We start from the raw sequence: 14,875 nt of genomic DNA, 5'->3' as shown, positions 1-14,875 counted from the left end.
GACCCACAAGAGGCCTCTGAAAACATTCGCCATCGGAAAATAAGCCTCCTTATTTTCCGATTCGAGACATCGATTGCTTGGGGTCTTTAAGCCAGCGCCACTGGCGAGAAAACCTATGTCCGATAATGGGGGGTTATCGGACATCGACCCAGTTGTGAATGAAATGTTCTCTCCCTGATTGACATAGCGCAGCCTGTGCATAGATTATTCACATGGCTGACGGGGAGCGACTGACGCTCCCGGGCCAGCCTCATAGGAGGCCCAGCACCATGAATACGCTCACCCACTTCAATGCCGACGCTGTACGGGCACAGATCGCCGAGGCCGGCTACTCGGACGCCGCAATCTCGAAGGGCATCGCGTACGCCGCCGATCAGGGCGCGTCCGATGATCACGAGGCCTTCGTCCTCGCCGTCAGCCGCATCCTCTACTCCGACGAGGATCTCGCCGAGGGCGCGCGTTTCGCGGCCTGACGATCCATTCCCCGCCAACGCGGGGCTCATCCAGCCTCACAGGAGGCCCGCACCATGGCTCACCAGATCATCGACACCGTAAAGACCCTCGACGTCGTCGAACGCGTCAGCGAGGTCAGGCACACCCTGATCGACGCCGTCCAGCCGACCGGCGGTTCGGTCCGGGAGATCTGATGATGCGCTCCCGCGCCAAGCTCACCCCCGCCCAGATCGCCGCAAACGCGGCGATCTCCTCTCTTCCCCCGCCGCTGCGGGCGCCGGCCGTGGCCGCCACGATGGAGCACACCGCTGAGATCACGCTTGCCTCCCTCAAGCCTGTCACCAAAGCCGCGGTCCGACGCGCTTTGGCCGCGATCGCCGATCGCGGCATGTCGATCGAGGCGGCGGTCGAAATTGTTCGCGCAGCCTCAATCGAGCTGCAGTTGGCTCGCCGGGGACTCCCCCTGAAAAGGACGCGGCCCGGCAATTCCGCCGCAGCCCCCGGAAGGGCTTCGCTCGCAACCCGACTCGACAGCCAGCGGCCGGCGGAGAGGCTGCATCAGAAGCGCCGCGACACCGTCCTCGCTGCTATCGGGCGCGGGCTTAGGACGGGGCGCCGCCGCGAGGGCGATATTTCCGTCGCGGCCCCCGGCGAGGCCCCCGAGTTTCGGACGACCGTCGGAGAATGGTACCCGCGGGCGAATGGCTGGCCGGAGACGATGACTACATATCGCGTCAGGCTGCCGCCGCGCTGGCTGACGCTGGTCAAGCGCGTCGGCCTCAGGTCGTCCCGGCCGGGGAGCGGGACGCTCAATGACGGGTCGTTTGTGCTCGACTGCCTCGCGGCGACCACGAGCGCGATCTACGGCGACAGCTACATTTACGCCGCGACGATCGTCAAAAACACCCGGGGATTGAGCACGCGGACCAAGGACATCTACGTGAGGGTGTGGCCCACCGGGCACGAGACTTACCACACGCGACTTGTAGCCGCCTTCCGCGCCTCGGAACCGGCGGGAGTGCAGATGGCGCTCCAACGGGAACGCGACGAGATCATCCGGCGCGAGATCGTGCGTGAGGACATGGCGGCCCTCGAGGGAGTGTTCGGGTGATAGATCCCAAGGCCGCCCGCATTCGGCAAATCGGCATCTTGCTCTACGGCAAGGTGGGCTGGCAGGCCCGCCTGGCGAGGGCCTTGGACCTGTCGGTCAGCTACATGTCGTCCATGATGTCGGGCGCGCGCCGCGTGACGCCCGACGTCGAGGAGTTGCTCGCCCGGCGCCTCCACGAGATCATCATCCCTCGACTCGAAGAGACCGAGGCGCAGCTGCGACTGCATGTCTCCGACATGAGCGCCGAGCTCGGCCTGGACCTCGAGCCTCCGTCGATCACGCCGGGCTAGACGACAAATCGGGCACCGCGAGGGGTCTCGGACATGGCGCCTCGAGGCATCATATTCGCGTGACTAACCTATAGGCGTGCTGGATAACTCGTCGGGGGTCGCCGGCTTGCCGGCGAAGCCGCCACCATGGGAGGTTGTGCGCATTATCCGCCTGGCTGGTCCGGGCCGTCCCGGATCAAGGCCTCGCCGTGACCTCACTGCGCCCGAACCTCGTCAAACGAATTGCCCGCCTACCCAAGCCGGCCAGCGTTGCCGATGCGCTTCAGCCACTCTTTGAGGCCATCAGCAACGCTATCCACTCCACACAGGCTCGATTTGACAGAGAGGTCTCTGAGAAGGGTCGCGTTCAGGTCACGATCAAAACTGATCGGAGAAAAGACAATGTCTCTGCCATTGTCGAGGACAATGGCTTGGGGCTTAATGAAGATAATTGGGATGCTTTTATTACCACCGACACAGATAACAAGATCGCAATAGGCGGCAAGGGCGTTGGACGACTGCTTTGGCTCGATTGCTTTCCGCTCGTTAGAATAGACAGTGTCTATAAGGACGGCGAAGCCTTTAAGCGCCGACAGTTCGAGTTCGTGCTCGAATTAAATGACCAGATCAAAAACTTAAAATTCGACGACTACGAAGATGCGCGGGACTCGTACTTTCTGGCCGAATTTAAGGGTCTTCGCTCAAATGGATATCACGAGAGGTGGCCCGGCAGAGGCAGCTTTATTTTCCAGCATCTAACGTCCCATTTCTTGCCGACTTTCATCGGCAAGCGCTGTCCGCAGATCTACGTTCATGTCGGAGACGAAAGCCGCGTATATCCGGGGGCGATAAATGAAATCGTTTATCGGCGCGAAGATATTGAGAAGATTGAAACGGAGGAGTTCGGAGAACTCAAATTCACAATGATGGAGTGCGACAAAGTCGCATCCGCAGATCTAAAGGGCTCTCACTTTATGCATTTTATCGCACATGATCGAACGGTGCATTCCCATAGTATCGACTCGAAACTTGGCTTGAAGTATTTTGGTGATTCCGAGAATCTTGTATTTCATGCAATACTCACTGGAGCCTTTCTAGATAAGAACGTCAATCAAGAACGGACGAAGTTTCAGTTTGAAGACGCTGTCCTCGAAAGGATGGTAAATGATGTCTGCTGGAGCTACGTGGAACAGTTTTTATCTGAGCCGATGGCTAAACTCCTTGGGGAGCAAAGGGTCAAGATAGAGTCGATTACTGCTACATACCCTTCCGTCGCGTTCGGAGACGTAGAGGAGCTACAGGAGAAAGTCCCCTCAGGCGAGCTGAAGGAGGACGCCCTCTATGGTCACCTGTCCCGGGAGCGCTTCAGACGTGACGAGCGTCAGGCTGAGAAGATCCGGTCTGTGCTCACGAGACTGAAGAACGACGACATCGACCCCTCGATGTTCGCCAACGCCATCAAGGATGCTGGAAAGGCCATCGAGGAGGCCGAACAAAAGAGCCTTGCGGAGTACATCGTCCGAAGAAAGGTCGTCCTCGATTTCATCGAGCTTCTGCTGGACAAGGTGCGAGACCAAGGCGGGGACGCTTCATACCAGCGGGAAGACGTACTGCATTCATTTATCTGCCCCATGAAGGTCAGTACCATCACCGGGGCTGGCAAGAAGGTTGAGCCCGCATCGTCACATGATTTGTGGATCGTGGATGAGCGCCTAACGTTTGCTCAGTATTTCAGTTCTGACGTCGACTTTGCATCGCTGTCACAGGCCGCTACCAGCGAAGATAGGCCTGACCTGCTGATCTTCGACTACGTTCACGGTCTGCGACAAAAGAAAGACCCGTCAAAGGTCTTGCTTGTGGAGTTCAAAAGGCCTGGGCGGAAGGGCTATGACGATGATGAGAATCCGCAATTGCAGGTCGAGCGATATGTTCGACGCCTCCAGTCAGGTGAGCTGACCGACGTTCGAGGGCGTCCCATCACGCTCGATCAGAACACGATCTTCTACTGCTTCATCATCGCCGACATCATCGGGAAAATGGCCGACTGGACGTTCACCTGGCAGAGAACCGCTGACGGGCGCGGACGGGTGTTGCGGCCGAGTGATGGCTTCCGCGGATCGATCGAGCTGATCGGCTGGGACGACCTCCTGAAGGACGCTCGAGAGCGGAACCAGGCCTTCTTCGATAAGGCTGGTATCACCGGCAAAAGCTTTTTCAGCGCCGACTGAAGCGCCTTTGCCGCCCATCTGTCACAAGTTTGTGCACACGTTTGTAACAGATCACCGTCGTGCGCCGGCCGCCGTCTGTCTGAAAGTCGCTGCGAGTTTCTGACAGACCCGTCTCCCGAGAACGCCTCGTGAACAGGCCGTAGGGGAAAACGTAGGGACTTTTGCGCCGACGTGGGGATTTTTGGGCAACTCGGAGCCGTTTTGTTCCCTCTCGCCCACGTCGCGCCGGCTCCCGGCGGCCTCAGAAATCGTTGAAAACTGAGGGAGAAGTTTGGCGACCCCGGCAGGATTCGAACCTGCGACCATCAGCTTAGAAGGCTGGTGCTCTATCCGGCTGAGCTACGGGGCCAAAGGGGGGCCGACCCTCAATGCGTCCAGGGCTCGGCGATGTTGGCGCGGAAATTGTCGGCGTAGGCGACGCCACGGCGCGTCGCGGCGGGCTTCGGCTCTTCCACGCGGTAGGCGAGCCCCTCGCGCGTCGCATAGGCGATCGCGTCCTCTTTTGAGGCGAAGAACAGCCGGACCTGCTGGCGCATGTCGCCGGAAGACGTCCATCCCATCAGGGGCTCAACCCGCCGCGCCTCGGCGGCGTCGTGCTCGAGGACCCAGCGTTTGGTCTTCGCGACGCCCGACTGCATGGCGGTGCGGGCGGGCTTGTAGATGCGCGCCGTCATCGGAAGATCCTGTCCTTCTCCGCCGCTGGCGCGGCGCTGGTCGGGGCGACACGATTCGAACATGCGACCCCCTGCTCCCAAAGCAGGCGCTCTACCAGGCTGAGCTACGCCCCGACATCGCTGAACCCGAGCGTTTATGCGGGATCACGTTCCGTTCGGCAAGGCGTGCCCCCGGGGACGCGCGGGAACCGGCGGCAGCCCGCAATGACTGAGACCGCGGCCCGAAAACGCCTGGCGTCGGGCCGGATTCTCCCAGGTCCGCCGCGCTTTTTCGCGCTTCGACCGCAGAATACCGCGAACCCGGAGGAGTTTAGTCGCTCTGTTAAGAGTTGGATATATTATTATACCACATGGTGTCGTCGCTCGGCGGTCCGAATCGGAGCGCGCGAACCCTCCCGTGTGAACGAGTCGACGACAATATGGCGCTCACAAGAGCACAGGCGCAGAAAGCCTCTCTGGTCTTCCAACGTTTCGGCCTTGGCGCCAAACCTAAGGCCCTCGCCCGGATCGCTCCCGATCCGAAGGCCGCCCTCATCGCGGAAGTCAAAAAGCCCCGGGTCGCGCTGATCGTCGACGACGCGCTGCCGAGCTACGCTCAGGCATGCCAGGAGGGCATCGCGCCCTATCCGCGGCCGGACACGGTCCGCGCGAAGGAGTTCGACGCCCGGCTCGCGAAGCACATGGCCGCCGACATCGGATTCGTCGAGCGGCTGGTGATCTTCTGGAGCAACCACTTCTCGATGTCCTTCCACAAGGCGCTGATCATCCGCGCCACGATCGGACAGCTCGAGCGCGACGTGATCCGCGCCAACGCGCTCGGGAAGTTCGGCGACATGCTCGCCGGCGTCATGCGCCATCCCGCGATGATCAAGTACCTGGATAATGAGGAATCGATCGGCGAGGAGTCGGTCGTCGGCTTCAAGCGCCGGGTCAGCTACACGGAGAACCTGGCGCGCGAGATGCTGGAGCTCCACACGCTGGGGCCCGGCAACTACGAGGAAAGCGACGTCAAGGCGCTCGCGAAGATGCTGACCGGCTGGTCGTATGTCCGGCCGAACGAGGCCGCGAACGGCGTTAATGGCGGGACCCCCCAGAACGGCGGCCAGTTCATCTTCCGCAGCGACTGGCACCAGCAGGGGCCGCAGACCTTCCTCGGCAGGAAGATTCCGGAGGGCGGCGTCGAACAGGCCGAGACGGCGTTCGCCATGCTCGCCGCGCATCCGGCCACGGCGCGAAAGATCGCGAAGAAGCTCCTCCTGCATTTCGTCACGGACGAACCGAGCGACGACATGATCGCTCCGATCGCCCAGGCCTACACCGACTCGGACGGCGACCTGAAGCAGGTCGCGCTCGCGCTGATCGAGCTGCCTGAGGCCTGGTCGGCGCCGATGACGAAGATTCGGACGCCATACGAATTCCTGATGGCGCAGTTCCGGGCCCTGGGGACCCTCTTCACCAAGGAGGAGGCCGGCTCGCTGATGAAGATCCTGGAGTCGCTGAACCACGCGGCGTGGGATGCCCCCTCCCCCGAAGGCTATCCCGACGACACGCTGTATTGGCTCACACCAAACGCGCTGTCGTTCCGCCTCGACGCCGCGCAGCTGGTCGCCAGGGTCATCGGACGGAGGGTCAAGGTGGATCCCGTCACACTTGCCCGCAGCCTCTACGGCGCCAGCATGACCGCCCCGACGCGCGAGCGCATCGGGGGCGCCGGCTCGCAGCTGGCGGCGCTCACCATTCTGTTCGTCTCTCCCGAATTCCAGCGAAGGTAGCCCCCGTGTCCGACGATCGCGGCTCTGACCCCGCCGACCTGCGGATGCGCGCGCGCGCCGCGGAAGGCTGCGCCGAATCCAAGCTCCTGTTGTCCCGCCGCAGCATGCTCGGCGTGACGGCCGGCCTGTTTTCCTGGGCCTGCATGCCGCGCTACGCGCACGCCGCGGGGTCGAGCGACCCCCGCTTTCTTGTCGTGATACTGCGGGGCGGCATGGACGGGCTGTCGACCGTCGCCCCCTATGGCGAGGGCTCCGCCTATATCGAAGGCCGCGGCGAACTCTACATCCCCAAGAGCAGCCTTATCCCGCTCAAGAGCGGCAAGTTTCCCGACTTCTTCGGGCTGCACCCGTCGCTGAAGACCTTCGGCGCGATGTATGCGGCCGGCGACGCGTCGATCGTGCACGCGACCTGCGTGCCGCTCTGGAACCGCTCCCATTTCGACGGCCAGGACAATCTCGAGAACGGCATGCCCGGACTGGTCACGGGGCAGTCCACCGGCTGGCTCAACCGGTTGCTGACGAAGCTGCCGACGGGGGGCACGATCCGGCAGGGCGGAGCCATGGAGATCGGACAGGCGCCCTTGCTGCTGCGCGGCGAGGCGCCCGTGCTCGGCTGGACGGCGAGCACCGTGCCGCATGTCGAGGATCCGACCCTCTATCTGATCCGCAGCCTGTACCGGCAGCGCGACAAGCAGCTCTCGGCTATTCTCGAGAACGGCCTCAAGGCGCAGCGCTTCGCCGAAGGGCTCGGCTCGGATTCCGACAAACTGTCCGAGCTGCAGAAGGGGTTTCAGGGCGCCGGACGGCTTCTGGCCGCTCCCAACGGACCGCGCATCGCCACGCTGTCGGTTCATGGCTGGGACACGCACACGAACCAGGGCGGCGTCGAAGGCGAGCTCGCGGATCGGCTGGCGGCGCTGGACGACGGCCTCGCCCGCTTCCGCGTCACGATCGGCGACGCCTGGCCTCAGACGGTCGTGATGATCGTGACGGAGTTCGGCCGCATGGTCGCGAACAACGGCAATGACGGCTCCGACCACGGCGTCGGAACCGTGGCCCTGCTCGCCGGCGGCGCGGTCGACGGCGGCAAGATCTTCGCGAAATGGCCGGGCCTTGCTCCGCGGTACCTCTACGAGAAGCGCGACCTGCGCTCGACCACCGACCTCCGATCGGTCTTCAAGGGCGTCTTGCGCGAACATCTCGACGTGCCGGACAGCGTGATCAACAGCGCGATCTTCCCGGAAAGCGGCCTCGTTCGCCCTCTGACAGGACTGATCAAGGGCGCTTGAGGCCGGGGAAGCCAAGGATTGGCCGCAGCGCCGCCTCTCGCGGCCGGCCCGCGTCGCGTCGCCCTGGACGACGACGGTTCGCCACTTGCACGTACGGCGAGAGGCTTTATGACCTGCCCGCGGCGGCGCCATGCGCCGAGCGGGACAGGATGAGGCGACGGCTCACATGAACATTCGCATGAGCGAAAAGGAGGCCGCGTTGTTCAAGGCCTTCGTTTCCACCGCAAAGTCGTATTTCGAGTTCGGCATCGGCGGCAGCACGGCCTTCGCGGCCGAAGTGGTCCAAGGGCCGCTCGTGGCCGTCGATTCCGATCAGGAGTGGATCGCGAAAGCGAAAGAGAGCGTCCCGGCGTCGCCGCACGAGCGCACCTTCGTGTTCGTCGACATCGGCCCGACCAAGCAGTGGGGCTATCCCACGTCCAACGAGCACCGGCCTAAGTTTCCCGACTACCACTCGACCATCCACGCCTTCAAGGACATGGATTTCGACCTCTGCCTGGTCGACGGGCGCTTTCGGGTCGCCTGTTTCCTGCAGGCGCTGAAATGCCTGAGAAGCGACGCCGTCATCGGCCTGCACGATTACCGCTCGCGCAAGAACTACCATGTGGTCGAGAACTTCGCGCGACCGATCGCCGAAGCCGCCGACATGACGTTCTTCGTGAAGCGCCGCGGCCTCGACCTCGCCAAGGTGGACGCCGCGCTGGAGAAGTACCGCTACGCCGCGCCCTGAGCGATCCTGCGCCGGCGCCGCCGTGCTAGTGTCGATTCTGATCTTTTCCGCCGTTCCGGATGGCCACCTCAATGTCTCGACGTCCCACCGACCATCGCGCCGCTGCGGAGGCCGCCTTCAAGCCCGCCAAGCCGAAGCCCGTGGCGGCGGCGCCCGAGCCGAAGAGGCGGGGCGTTCCCGGCGCGCGCGAGATCGTGACGCTGAGAATCGATCAGGACGTGCTGGAGCTGTTCCAGTCCGACGGTCCGGGATGGCAGGACCGGATGAACCAGACGCTGCGCGAGGCCGTGCGCGCGCGTCTCGCCGCCGCCGGCGACGGCGGCTCGATCAAGGTCGACGAGCTGAACAGCTCCAATGACGACGGCGCCGGTTGAGAACGGAACGGCAGGAGCGCGAGCGATGACCACCCCGCTTGAGGCCGGCGCGCCCGCAGCGCCTTCGCCGGCGTCCGAAGCGACGCCCGCCGGCTGGCGGCTGTTCCTCCCACTGGCCAATCTGCGCGGTCCCGAACGAGCCAAGGCCGGCGCCTGGGCTGCGGCCATTCCCGACAAGGCGGCCGCGCGCAAGGCGATCCCCTATGGCGCCTCCGTGCCCAGCGCTCCGCTTCAGCCGCTGACCGGGGCCGACCTCGTACGGCTCGGCGTACCGCCCGGCGGCGTGAAGCAAATCTGACTCTGTGGGGAGGCCCGGCCGCCGGGCGGGTCAGGCCCCGAGGGCGCGGGTGACGAAGAAGCCCGCCGTCGCGGCGATCCCTGTCAGGCAGGCGCCCCACGCCATGTCCACGAGCGACAGGGCGACCGGCCAGTCCCGCACGACCGCAAGATTGGTGAGATCCCACGTGCCGTAGGCGACGAGGCCGAGCAGCGCGCCCGACACGAGCGCGGTCGCCCAGGAGCCCGTGGCGAGCGCCGGCCCGACGGCGAAATAGACGATTCCGACGACATAGAGCGCGTAGAAGGCGACGGCCGCGATCATGCTGGGCTGCGGGGCCAGCAAAGCGCCCATCTGGGCGCGATAGAACTCGCGGGCCACATAGCCGAGCCAGACCGCGTCGAGCGCGGCGAAGACGGCGGCGGTCGTAACGTAGGCGACGATCCAGGTTTTCATGAACTCGTCTACGCGCCGACGCGCGGATGGACCACCTTGTCGCCGCGCTTCAGGCCGAGTCGGGCGGCCGCGCCGGCCGCAAGCTCGACGACGTAGCGCGCCGGCCCGTCGGAGGAGATGATGCGGGTCGAGAGCGGCTCGGTCTTTTCGGCGATCCGGGAGATGCGCCCGTCGGCCCCCACGAACACCATGTCGAGCGAGACATAGGTGTTCTTCATCCACATCGTCACCTCCTGCGCCTGGCCGAAGTCGAACAGCATGCCGTGGTCGGCAGGAAGCGAACGGCGGTACATGAGCCCGACCTCGCGCTGCTCGGGGGTGTCCGCGACTTCGATCAGGACCGGTTTGGGGCCGGAGGAGGTTTCGAAGATCAGTTTCTCGAGAGGGGCCGCGGCCGACAACAGGACGATCGCGGCGAGGCAGAGCACGAGGCGCAGGGCTGAGGACATGGGATCGCCGGATATAGCGGGGCTCGCGGCGCGGCGCGCCGGCACAACGGAGCGCTGAAGATCGGGCCGACGGCCGCGAAGTCCAGCGCGCAACGAACCGCAGACGAGGCCGCCGAACGGAGCCGGCAGCCGGCCGAAGCCGCCGGACGGCTGGAGAGGCGGATTTTTCGGGCGATTCCGGGCCGGCGGCCGCTCAGTGCGACGAGGGGCCGCCGCCCGGGCCGTCCGGCCGGATCTCCGCCGCCATCAGCCCTTTCGGGCCGTCGCCGAAACGGACCAGCACCTTCTGGCCGGGGCGCAGCTCCATGATGCCGTAGCGGCGCAGCGTCTCCATGTGGACGAAGATGTCCGGAGAGCCGTCGCCGCGCGTCAGGAACCCGAAGCCGCGCAAGCGGTTGAACCACTTCACTTCGACGAGTTCGAGCCCGCTTGTCGGCGTCACGGAGACATGGGTGCGCGGCGGCGGCATCTCGCCGGGGTGCCGGGCCGTGCTGTCGTCGATCGAAATCACGCGAAAGGCCTGCGCGCCCTTGGGGCGCCGCTGCGCCTCGCACACGATGCGGGCGCCTTCGTTCGCGGTCTGGAAGCCGTCGCGGCGCATGCAGGTGACGTGCAGCAGAACGTCGGGCCCGCCGCCATCGGGTACGATGAAGCCGTAACCCTTCGCGACGTCGAACCATTTTATGACGCCGGAGACCTCGTAGAGATCGACGGGCGCCTGCTCCGACGCCGGCTCGAGCCGATCGCCCGCCGCCAGCGCTTCGCGTCTTACTCTGTCAGCGCCCATACTGACCGCCCGCCCGGATACAACGCCACAGGAGCCGCCGCGTCGACTCGCTTACCCCAGACGATAGCATCGGAGCCGGCGGGGGGAAGTAAAAAATGGCTCAAACAAGGCGCCTCGATCGCGCGTAGGGCGAAGATGGGGTTAAGACCGATCGGCGAAGGGCGCCAGAAGTTCGACGAGGTCGCCCCTCAGCACGAGATCGGCGAAGGGATCGAGCTCGGTCGGCTCGCGATTCGCGATGACCAGCGTCGCTCCCGCCCGTTTGGCCGCGACGGGCAGCGCGGCCGCGGGATAGACGACAAGCGACGAGCCCAGGACGAGGAACAGATCCGCCTGCTCCGCAGCCTCCTGAGCGCGCGCCATCGCTTTGACGGGCATCGCCTGGCCGAAGGAAATCGTCGCGGATTTCACCACGCCGCCGCAGCGTCGGCAGCGCGGCGGATCGCCTGTCGCGTCGAACGCGGCGCGGAGGTCCTCCAACTCGTGCCGCTCCTCGCAATCGAGGCAGGCGGCGTAGGTCCCGTTGCCGTGGAGCTCGATCAGGCGATCCTCGGGCACGCCTGAGGCGCCGTGCAGTCCGTCGATGTTCTGGGTCACGACGGCGGCGAGCGCGCCGTTCGCCGCCAGACGCGCGACCGCCCGATGGGCGGCGTTGGGCGCGGCGCCTCGCGTGGCGTCGTCTATGGCGAACTTCCGTCGCCACGCCTCGCGGCGCATCTCGGCCGAGCGCACGAAATCGGCGAAGTCGATGGGGCGGTTCCGGCTCCACAAACCGCCCGGAGAGCGGAAGTCCGGGATTCCGGAGCCGGTCGAGATCCCCGCGCCGGTGAAGGCGACGCCGGAGCGCGCACGCCCGACAAGTTCGGCGAAGCGCGCGACCTTGCGGTCGTCGTCCCGCTCCATAGCTACCTCGACGTCCGATCAGGCCGGAGTTTTCCCATGAAGTATCTGCACACCATGGTTCGCGTGAGCGACATCGACGCCTCGCTGGAGTTCTACTGCGGCAAGCTCGGACTCCAGGAGATCCGGCGTACGGAGAGCGAGCAGGGCCGGTTCACCCTCATCTTCCTGGCGCCGCCAGGCCAGCCGGACGCCCAGATCGAGCTGACCTACAATTGGGATCCGGAAACCTATGGGGAAGGCCGCAATTTTGGTCATCTCGCCTATGAGGTCGACGACATCTACGCGCTCTGCGAGCGCCTCATGAAGGCCGGCGTCACCATCAACCGCCCTCCCCGCGACGGCCGCATGGCCTTCGTCCGCTCGCCCGACAATATTTCGATCGAGCTGCTTCAGAAAGGCGGAGCGAAGCCGCCGGCCGAGCCCTGGGCGTCGATGGCGAACACGGGCAAATGGTGAGGCGGCGTCAGCCGGTCACTTCCGGACCGGCGGCGACGCCGCGGTGATCACGCCGGCGTCGCGCCACGGGCTCTTGCCGAGCCCGAGCTTTTCCAGCCGGTCGAGCGCGGCCCAGAACAGCGGCGCCTGGCGGCCCTTGAACGGCTTCAGCGACCAGACGTCGAGCCCGGTCCAGGGCAGGAACGGGTTGCGGCGGGCGTAGGCCCAGATCTCCACGCGGGTCGAGGGCCGCTCGCTGCGGCCCCGGGCGTGGAACCCGCTGGTGTCGGCGACGACCAGAGTGTTCGCCGGAACCGCGAATTTCTGCGGCGGCGGAAGGCGCATGCGCTTCAGATCTTTGGCGCCGACCCGGAACGATCCCCGCGACGACAGCCGGTCGAGCTTCGACGCCCGGACGCTCATCGCGCGCTCCCAGACGAGCTTGCGCGGCGTCGGACGGTGCGACCCGGGCACATAGACGAAGGGTCCGGCGTCCTCCTCGACGTCGTGCAGGAACAGCCAGGCCTTCATGGTCGGATGGAAGCAATCCGCATGCACCGACGTCTGCGGATCGACCGCCGACCGGTCGACCTGCGCGAACACCGTCTGCACATAGATGATCGGATCCGCATCGTAGCTCGCGACGTAGCGGAGCAGGTTCTGGAACTCCGGCGAGGCGACCAGCGCCGCGCAGGCCGGCATGCGCTTCAGGGCCGCGGGATCAAGCGCGATGCGCCGGGTGATCGCGTCGCCCTGCTTCATCTCGCGCGCCGGCGCGGTGGAGGTCTCGATCTCCGAGGCGATCGCCCGGAACAGCTCCGGCGGCAGGAAGTCGCGCTTGAGCACGAAGCCGTCGCGCGCGAACGCCTCCCGGTCCGCGGCGGGCACGCGCCCGGCGAGCCGCGCGCGGCGGCTGTCGGCGAGCCGGTTCGCAAGCTTCACCCGCCAGACGTGCAGGCCCCTGCGGTTCAGTCGCTCGCTGCCGAGCACCGCGTTGTCGGTGAAGGACTTCGCGCCGGTGAAGATCTGCGCCGCCCAGAGCGGCGCGAGCAGCCATCTCAGGCTTGAGGTCGTCATGGGCAAGCGGTCCTCGCTCGGCGCGGCGGTGCGCGGGACAAAAGCGCGTTCGGCGCGCCGCCGCAAGCGTTGCGACAACGGCGATCCCAGCCGCGGCTTATGCGACATTTTGACGCTTATGTCTCGGAAGTCTAGACTTCCTCATCCGCGCCGCGCGCGTTCCCGACGAGCGGGACCCGTACAATGTTAATCATTTGTTAACGAACCGAATGAGTTGAACGCGTCTCAAGGCAACGTGCAACGGCACGTCTCGTTGCGATTCCTCGTGGAGAGGCAGGCTCCAACACCTGCCTTAGTCTCGCCATTTTCAGCAACAGAGCGATTCGCTACTAGCGCCCTCGCGTCGCGGCAGGCCAGTTCTCAAAATGAGACAAATCAATACGTCGACAAATACTTGAAAGTGAATCTCAGCGGATAGTTAATCGCCGTTTGCCGTCTGAAGCCAAGAGTCCTTAGGCTTCACATCGGTAAACAAAAGCTTAATCTTTGGAGCACGCGGACAGCGGGACTGAACGGAAGAGCCGCGTTTCTGGAGTTGGCATGGCGACCCCTCTCAGTTTGACCGACTATGAACCCTTCTCTGGACTTGAGCGGGCGCGCAGGCGCCTGAGAGACGCTGTCGCGACCGCGACGACGTCGCTGAAAGGCGCGGAAGCGCAGCCCGCGCCGGCGACGCGCGGCGGCTACGTTCCCGGCGTCTACGACGAGATCGACGTCGAGTTCGACGCCTCCGACGGCACCGCCTGGTGCTGGATGAATCCGCATGGCGCGCCGAGCTTCACGGTCGGCATGCTGGAGGATCTCCGAACGCATTGCCGGGACATGCGCGACGTCGGCTTGCGGGCGCCGTCCTTCGGCGCGAGCCCGATCAAGCACTCCGTGCTGGCGTCCCGGATCCCGGGCATCTTCAATCTCGGCGGAGACCTCGCCAGCTTCACGCGCTGGATCCGCACCGGCGACCGAAAGAACCTCACCGCCTACGCCCGCGCCTGCATCGACGTAAGCCACGACAATTCCGGCGGCTTCGGCGGACAGACGATAACGATCTCGCTCGTGCAGGGCGACGCGCTGGGAGGCGGGCTGGAATCGGCGCTGTCGTCTCACATGGTGGTCGCCGAACGCGGCGTGAAGTTCGGCATGCCGGAAATCCTGTTCAACCTGTTCCCCGGCATGGGCGCCTACAGCCTTCTCGCCCGCAAGCTCGGCGCGGCGGGGGCGGAGCGGCTGATCATGAGCGGCAAGCTCTACACGGCCGAGGAGTTCTACGAGATGGGCCTCGTCCACGTCTTGGCGGAGCCCGGAGACGGCGTCGCGGAGACGCATCGTCTGATCCAGCGCAATCTGCGCCGCCGCAACGGCCTTCTCGCGATCGAGGCCGCGGCGAGACGCGTGAACAAGCTCGATTACGACGAGCTGCGCGACGTCACCGACATCTGGATCGAGGCCGCGCTCTGCCTCAGCGCCTCCGATCTTCGAAAAATGGAGCGGCTGGCCTCCGCCCAAGACAAGAGGGTGGCGGCCGGGTTCGCCTGAGGCGGCCCTGCCCGTTCGGCTCCGGCGTTTCGTCGGAGCGGCTTGGGCGGCGCGCGGG

General features: G+C 65.1%; 17 protein-coding genes and 2 tRNA genes. 11 read left to right on the top strand and 8 right to left on the bottom strand.

Annotation, left to right across the window (positions count from 1 at the left end; translation table 11 throughout):
* Nucleotides 1–269: 269 nt before the first annotated feature.
* From ACO2RJ_RS02385 to ACO2RJ_RS02370, 4 genes are all read left to right on the top strand, one after another.
* A complete protein-coding gene (locus tag ACO2RJ_RS02385) occupies nucleotides 270–473 on the top strand; it encodes a hypothetical protein (RefSeq protein ID WP_423266410.1) in 204 nt (67 codons plus the stop codon).
* Nucleotides 474–646: 173 nt separating this feature from the next.
* Entirely contained in the window at nucleotides 647–1,564 is a 918-nt protein-coding gene (locus tag ACO2RJ_RS02380; protein ID WP_423266409.1) for a hypothetical protein, read from the top strand.
* Nucleotides 1,561–1,854, top strand: a complete 294-nt coding sequence (locus tag ACO2RJ_RS02375; protein WP_423266408.1) for a hypothetical protein — start codon at nucleotides 1,561–1,563, stop codon at nucleotides 1,852–1,854. Before ACO2RJ_RS02380 ends, ACO2RJ_RS02375 begins: the two co-directional genes overlap by 4 nt.
* 188 nt (nucleotides 1,855–2,042) lie before the next feature.
* The gene (locus ACO2RJ_RS02370) at nucleotides 2,043–4,061 is read left to right on the top strand and encodes an ATP-binding protein (protein WP_423266407.1); all 2,019 of its coding nucleotides are present in this window, start codon (nucleotides 2,043–2,045) and stop codon (nucleotides 4,059–4,061) included.
* A gap of 272 nt (nucleotides 4,062–4,333) precedes the next feature.
* Here ACO2RJ_RS02370 and ACO2RJ_RS02365 read toward each other — a convergent pair.
* The 3 genes from ACO2RJ_RS02365 to ACO2RJ_RS02355 form a co-directional block, all read right to left on the bottom strand.
* Nucleotides 4,334–4,410: transfer RNA gene (locus ACO2RJ_RS02365), tRNA-Arg, on the bottom strand.
* A 16-nt stretch (nucleotides 4,411–4,426) separates the two neighbouring features.
* Nucleotides 4,427–4,735 (bottom strand): ETC complex I subunit, encoded by a 309-nt coding sequence (locus ACO2RJ_RS02360; protein WP_423266406.1) that lies wholly within the window; start codon nucleotides 4,733–4,735, stop codon nucleotides 4,427–4,429.
* 37 nt (nucleotides 4,736–4,772) lie between these two features.
* A tRNA-Pro gene (locus tag ACO2RJ_RS02355) sits at nucleotides 4,773–4,849 on the bottom strand.
* Nucleotides 4,850–5,154: 305 nt separating this feature from the next.
* Here ACO2RJ_RS02355 and ACO2RJ_RS02350 point away from each other — a divergent pair.
* From ACO2RJ_RS02350 to ACO2RJ_RS02330, 5 genes are all read left to right on the top strand, one after another.
* Entirely contained in the window at nucleotides 5,155–6,507 is a 1,353-nt protein-coding gene (locus ACO2RJ_RS02350; protein WP_423266405.1) for a DUF1800 domain-containing protein, read from the top strand.
* Between the two features lie 5 nt (nucleotides 6,508–6,512).
* Complete coding sequence (locus ACO2RJ_RS02345) at nucleotides 6,513–7,796, top strand: DUF1501 domain-containing protein (RefSeq protein ID WP_423266404.1); 1,284 nt, start codon at nucleotides 6,513–6,515, stop codon at nucleotides 7,794–7,796.
* Between the two features lie 166 nt (nucleotides 7,797–7,962).
* Nucleotides 7,963–8,526 carry a hypothetical protein gene (locus ACO2RJ_RS02340; protein WP_423266403.1) on the top strand — a complete coding sequence of 188 codons (564 nt, stop codon included), beginning with the start codon at nucleotides 7,963–7,965 and terminating at the stop codon, nucleotides 8,524–8,526.
* Between the two features lie 59 nt (nucleotides 8,527–8,585).
* Nucleotides 8,586–8,900 carry a BrnA antitoxin family protein gene (locus ACO2RJ_RS02335; RefSeq protein ID WP_423266402.1) on the top strand — a complete coding sequence of 105 codons (315 nt, stop codon included), beginning with the start codon at nucleotides 8,586–8,588 and terminating at the stop codon, nucleotides 8,898–8,900.
* 25 nt (nucleotides 8,901–8,925) lie between these two features.
* A complete protein-coding gene (locus ACO2RJ_RS02330) occupies nucleotides 8,926–9,198 on the top strand; it encodes a hypothetical protein (protein ID WP_423266401.1) in 273 nt (90 codons plus the stop codon).
* Nucleotides 9,199–9,228: 30 nt separating this feature from the next.
* Here ACO2RJ_RS02330 and ACO2RJ_RS02325 read toward each other — a convergent pair whose 3' ends face one another.
* From ACO2RJ_RS02325 to ACO2RJ_RS02310, 4 genes are all read right to left on the bottom strand, one after another.
* A complete protein-coding gene (locus ACO2RJ_RS02325) occupies nucleotides 9,229–9,633 on the bottom strand; it encodes a DUF2177 family protein (protein WP_423266400.1) in 405 nt (134 codons plus the stop codon).
* An 8-nt stretch (nucleotides 9,634–9,641) separates the two neighbouring features.
* Nucleotides 9,642–10,082: a DUF192 domain-containing protein gene (locus tag ACO2RJ_RS02320; protein ID WP_423266399.1), complete on the bottom strand. Its 441-nt coding sequence runs from the start codon at nucleotides 10,080–10,082 to the stop codon at nucleotides 9,642–9,644.
* Between the two features lie 193 nt (nucleotides 10,083–10,275).
* The gene (locus ACO2RJ_RS02315) at nucleotides 10,276–10,869 is read right to left on the bottom strand and encodes a cold-shock protein (protein ID WP_423266398.1); all 594 of its coding nucleotides are present in this window, start codon (nucleotides 10,867–10,869) and stop codon (nucleotides 10,276–10,278) included.
* Between the two features lie 141 nt (nucleotides 10,870–11,010).
* Nucleotides 11,011–11,772, bottom strand: a complete 762-nt coding sequence (locus ACO2RJ_RS02310; RefSeq protein WP_423266397.1) for an SIR2 family NAD-dependent protein deacylase — start codon at nucleotides 11,770–11,772, stop codon at nucleotides 11,011–11,013.
* 36 nt (nucleotides 11,773–11,808) lie between these two features.
* Between ACO2RJ_RS02310 and ACO2RJ_RS02305 the strand changes: the two genes are divergently transcribed.
* Nucleotides 11,809–12,228, top strand: coding sequence for a VOC family protein (locus ACO2RJ_RS02305; RefSeq protein ID WP_423266396.1), 420 nt, complete (start codon nucleotides 11,809–11,811; stop codon nucleotides 12,226–12,228).
* Nucleotides 12,229–12,243: 15 nt separating this feature from the next.
* On the opposite strand, the gene ACO2RJ_RS02300 is transcribed toward ACO2RJ_RS02305, so the two are convergent.
* Nucleotides 12,244–13,284 carry a phytanoyl-CoA dioxygenase family protein gene (locus tag ACO2RJ_RS02300; protein WP_423266395.1) on the bottom strand — a complete coding sequence of 347 codons (1,041 nt, stop codon included), beginning with the start codon at nucleotides 13,282–13,284 and terminating at the stop codon, nucleotides 12,244–12,246.
* Between the two features lie 540 nt (nucleotides 13,285–13,824).
* Between ACO2RJ_RS02300 and ACO2RJ_RS02295 the strand changes: the two genes are divergently transcribed.
* Complete coding sequence (locus ACO2RJ_RS02295; RefSeq protein WP_423266394.1) at nucleotides 13,825–14,817, top strand: crotonase/enoyl-CoA hydratase family protein; 993 nt, start codon at nucleotides 13,825–13,827, stop codon at nucleotides 14,815–14,817.
* Nucleotides 14,818–14,875 lie beyond the last annotated feature (58 nt).

Origin of the sequence: Hansschlegelia sp. KR7-227 (assembly GCF_049446035.1) — a bacterium.
GTDB lineage: Bacteria > Pseudomonadota > Alphaproteobacteria > Rhizobiales > Methylopilaceae > Methylopila.
This window is presented reverse-complemented; position numbering and strand designations above follow the sequence as displayed.

What these genes read in the sequence shown, in the direction of transcription:
- ACO2RJ_RS02385 (WP_423266410.1), top strand. Translation starts at nt 270, where the DNA reads ATGAATACGCTCACCCACTTCAATGCCGACGCTGTACGGGCACAGATC.
- ACO2RJ_RS02380 (WP_423266409.1), top strand. Translation starts at nt 647, where the DNA reads ATGATGCGCTCCCGCGCCAAGCTCACCCCCGCCCAGATCGCCGCAAAC.
- ACO2RJ_RS02360 (WP_423266406.1), bottom strand. Translation starts at nt 4,735, where the DNA reads ATGACGGCGCGCATCTACAAGCCCGCCCGCACCGCCATGCAGTCGGGC.
- ACO2RJ_RS02350 (WP_423266405.1), top strand. Translation starts at nt 5,155, where the DNA reads ATGGCGCTCACAAGAGCACAGGCGCAGAAAGCCTCTCTGGTCTTCCAA.
- ACO2RJ_RS02340 (WP_423266403.1), top strand. Translation starts at nt 7,963, where the DNA reads ATGAACATTCGCATGAGCGAAAAGGAGGCCGCGTTGTTCAAGGCCTTC.
- ACO2RJ_RS02335 (WP_423266402.1), top strand. Translation starts at nt 8,586, where the DNA reads ATGGCCACCTCAATGTCTCGACGTCCCACCGACCATCGCGCCGCTGCG.
- ACO2RJ_RS02330 (WP_423266401.1), top strand. Translation starts at nt 8,926, where the DNA reads ATGACCACCCCGCTTGAGGCCGGCGCGCCCGCAGCGCCTTCGCCGGCG.
- ACO2RJ_RS02325 (WP_423266400.1), bottom strand. Translation starts at nt 9,633, where the DNA reads ATGAAAACCTGGATCGTCGCCTACGTTACGACCGCCGCCGTCTTCGCC.
- ACO2RJ_RS02320 (WP_423266399.1), bottom strand. Translation starts at nt 10,082, where the DNA reads ATGTCCTCAGCCCTGCGCCTCGTGCTCTGCCTCGCCGCGATCGTCCTG.
- ACO2RJ_RS02315 (WP_423266398.1), bottom strand. Translation starts at nt 10,869, where the DNA reads ATGGGCGCTGACAGAGTAAGACGCGAAGCGCTGGCGGCGGGCGATCGG.
- ACO2RJ_RS02310 (WP_423266397.1), bottom strand. Translation starts at nt 11,772, where the DNA reads ATGGAGCGGGACGACGACCGCAAGGTCGCGCGCTTCGCCGAACTTGTC.
- ACO2RJ_RS02305 (WP_423266396.1), top strand. Translation starts at nt 11,809, where the DNA reads ATGAAGTATCTGCACACCATGGTTCGCGTGAGCGACATCGACGCCTCG.
- ACO2RJ_RS02300 (WP_423266395.1), bottom strand. Translation starts at nt 13,284, where the DNA reads ATGACGACCTCAAGCCTGAGATGGCTGCTCGCGCCGCTCTGGGCGGCG.
- ACO2RJ_RS02295 (WP_423266394.1), top strand. Translation starts at nt 13,825, where the DNA reads ATGGCGACCCCTCTCAGTTTGACCGACTATGAACCCTTCTCTGGACTT.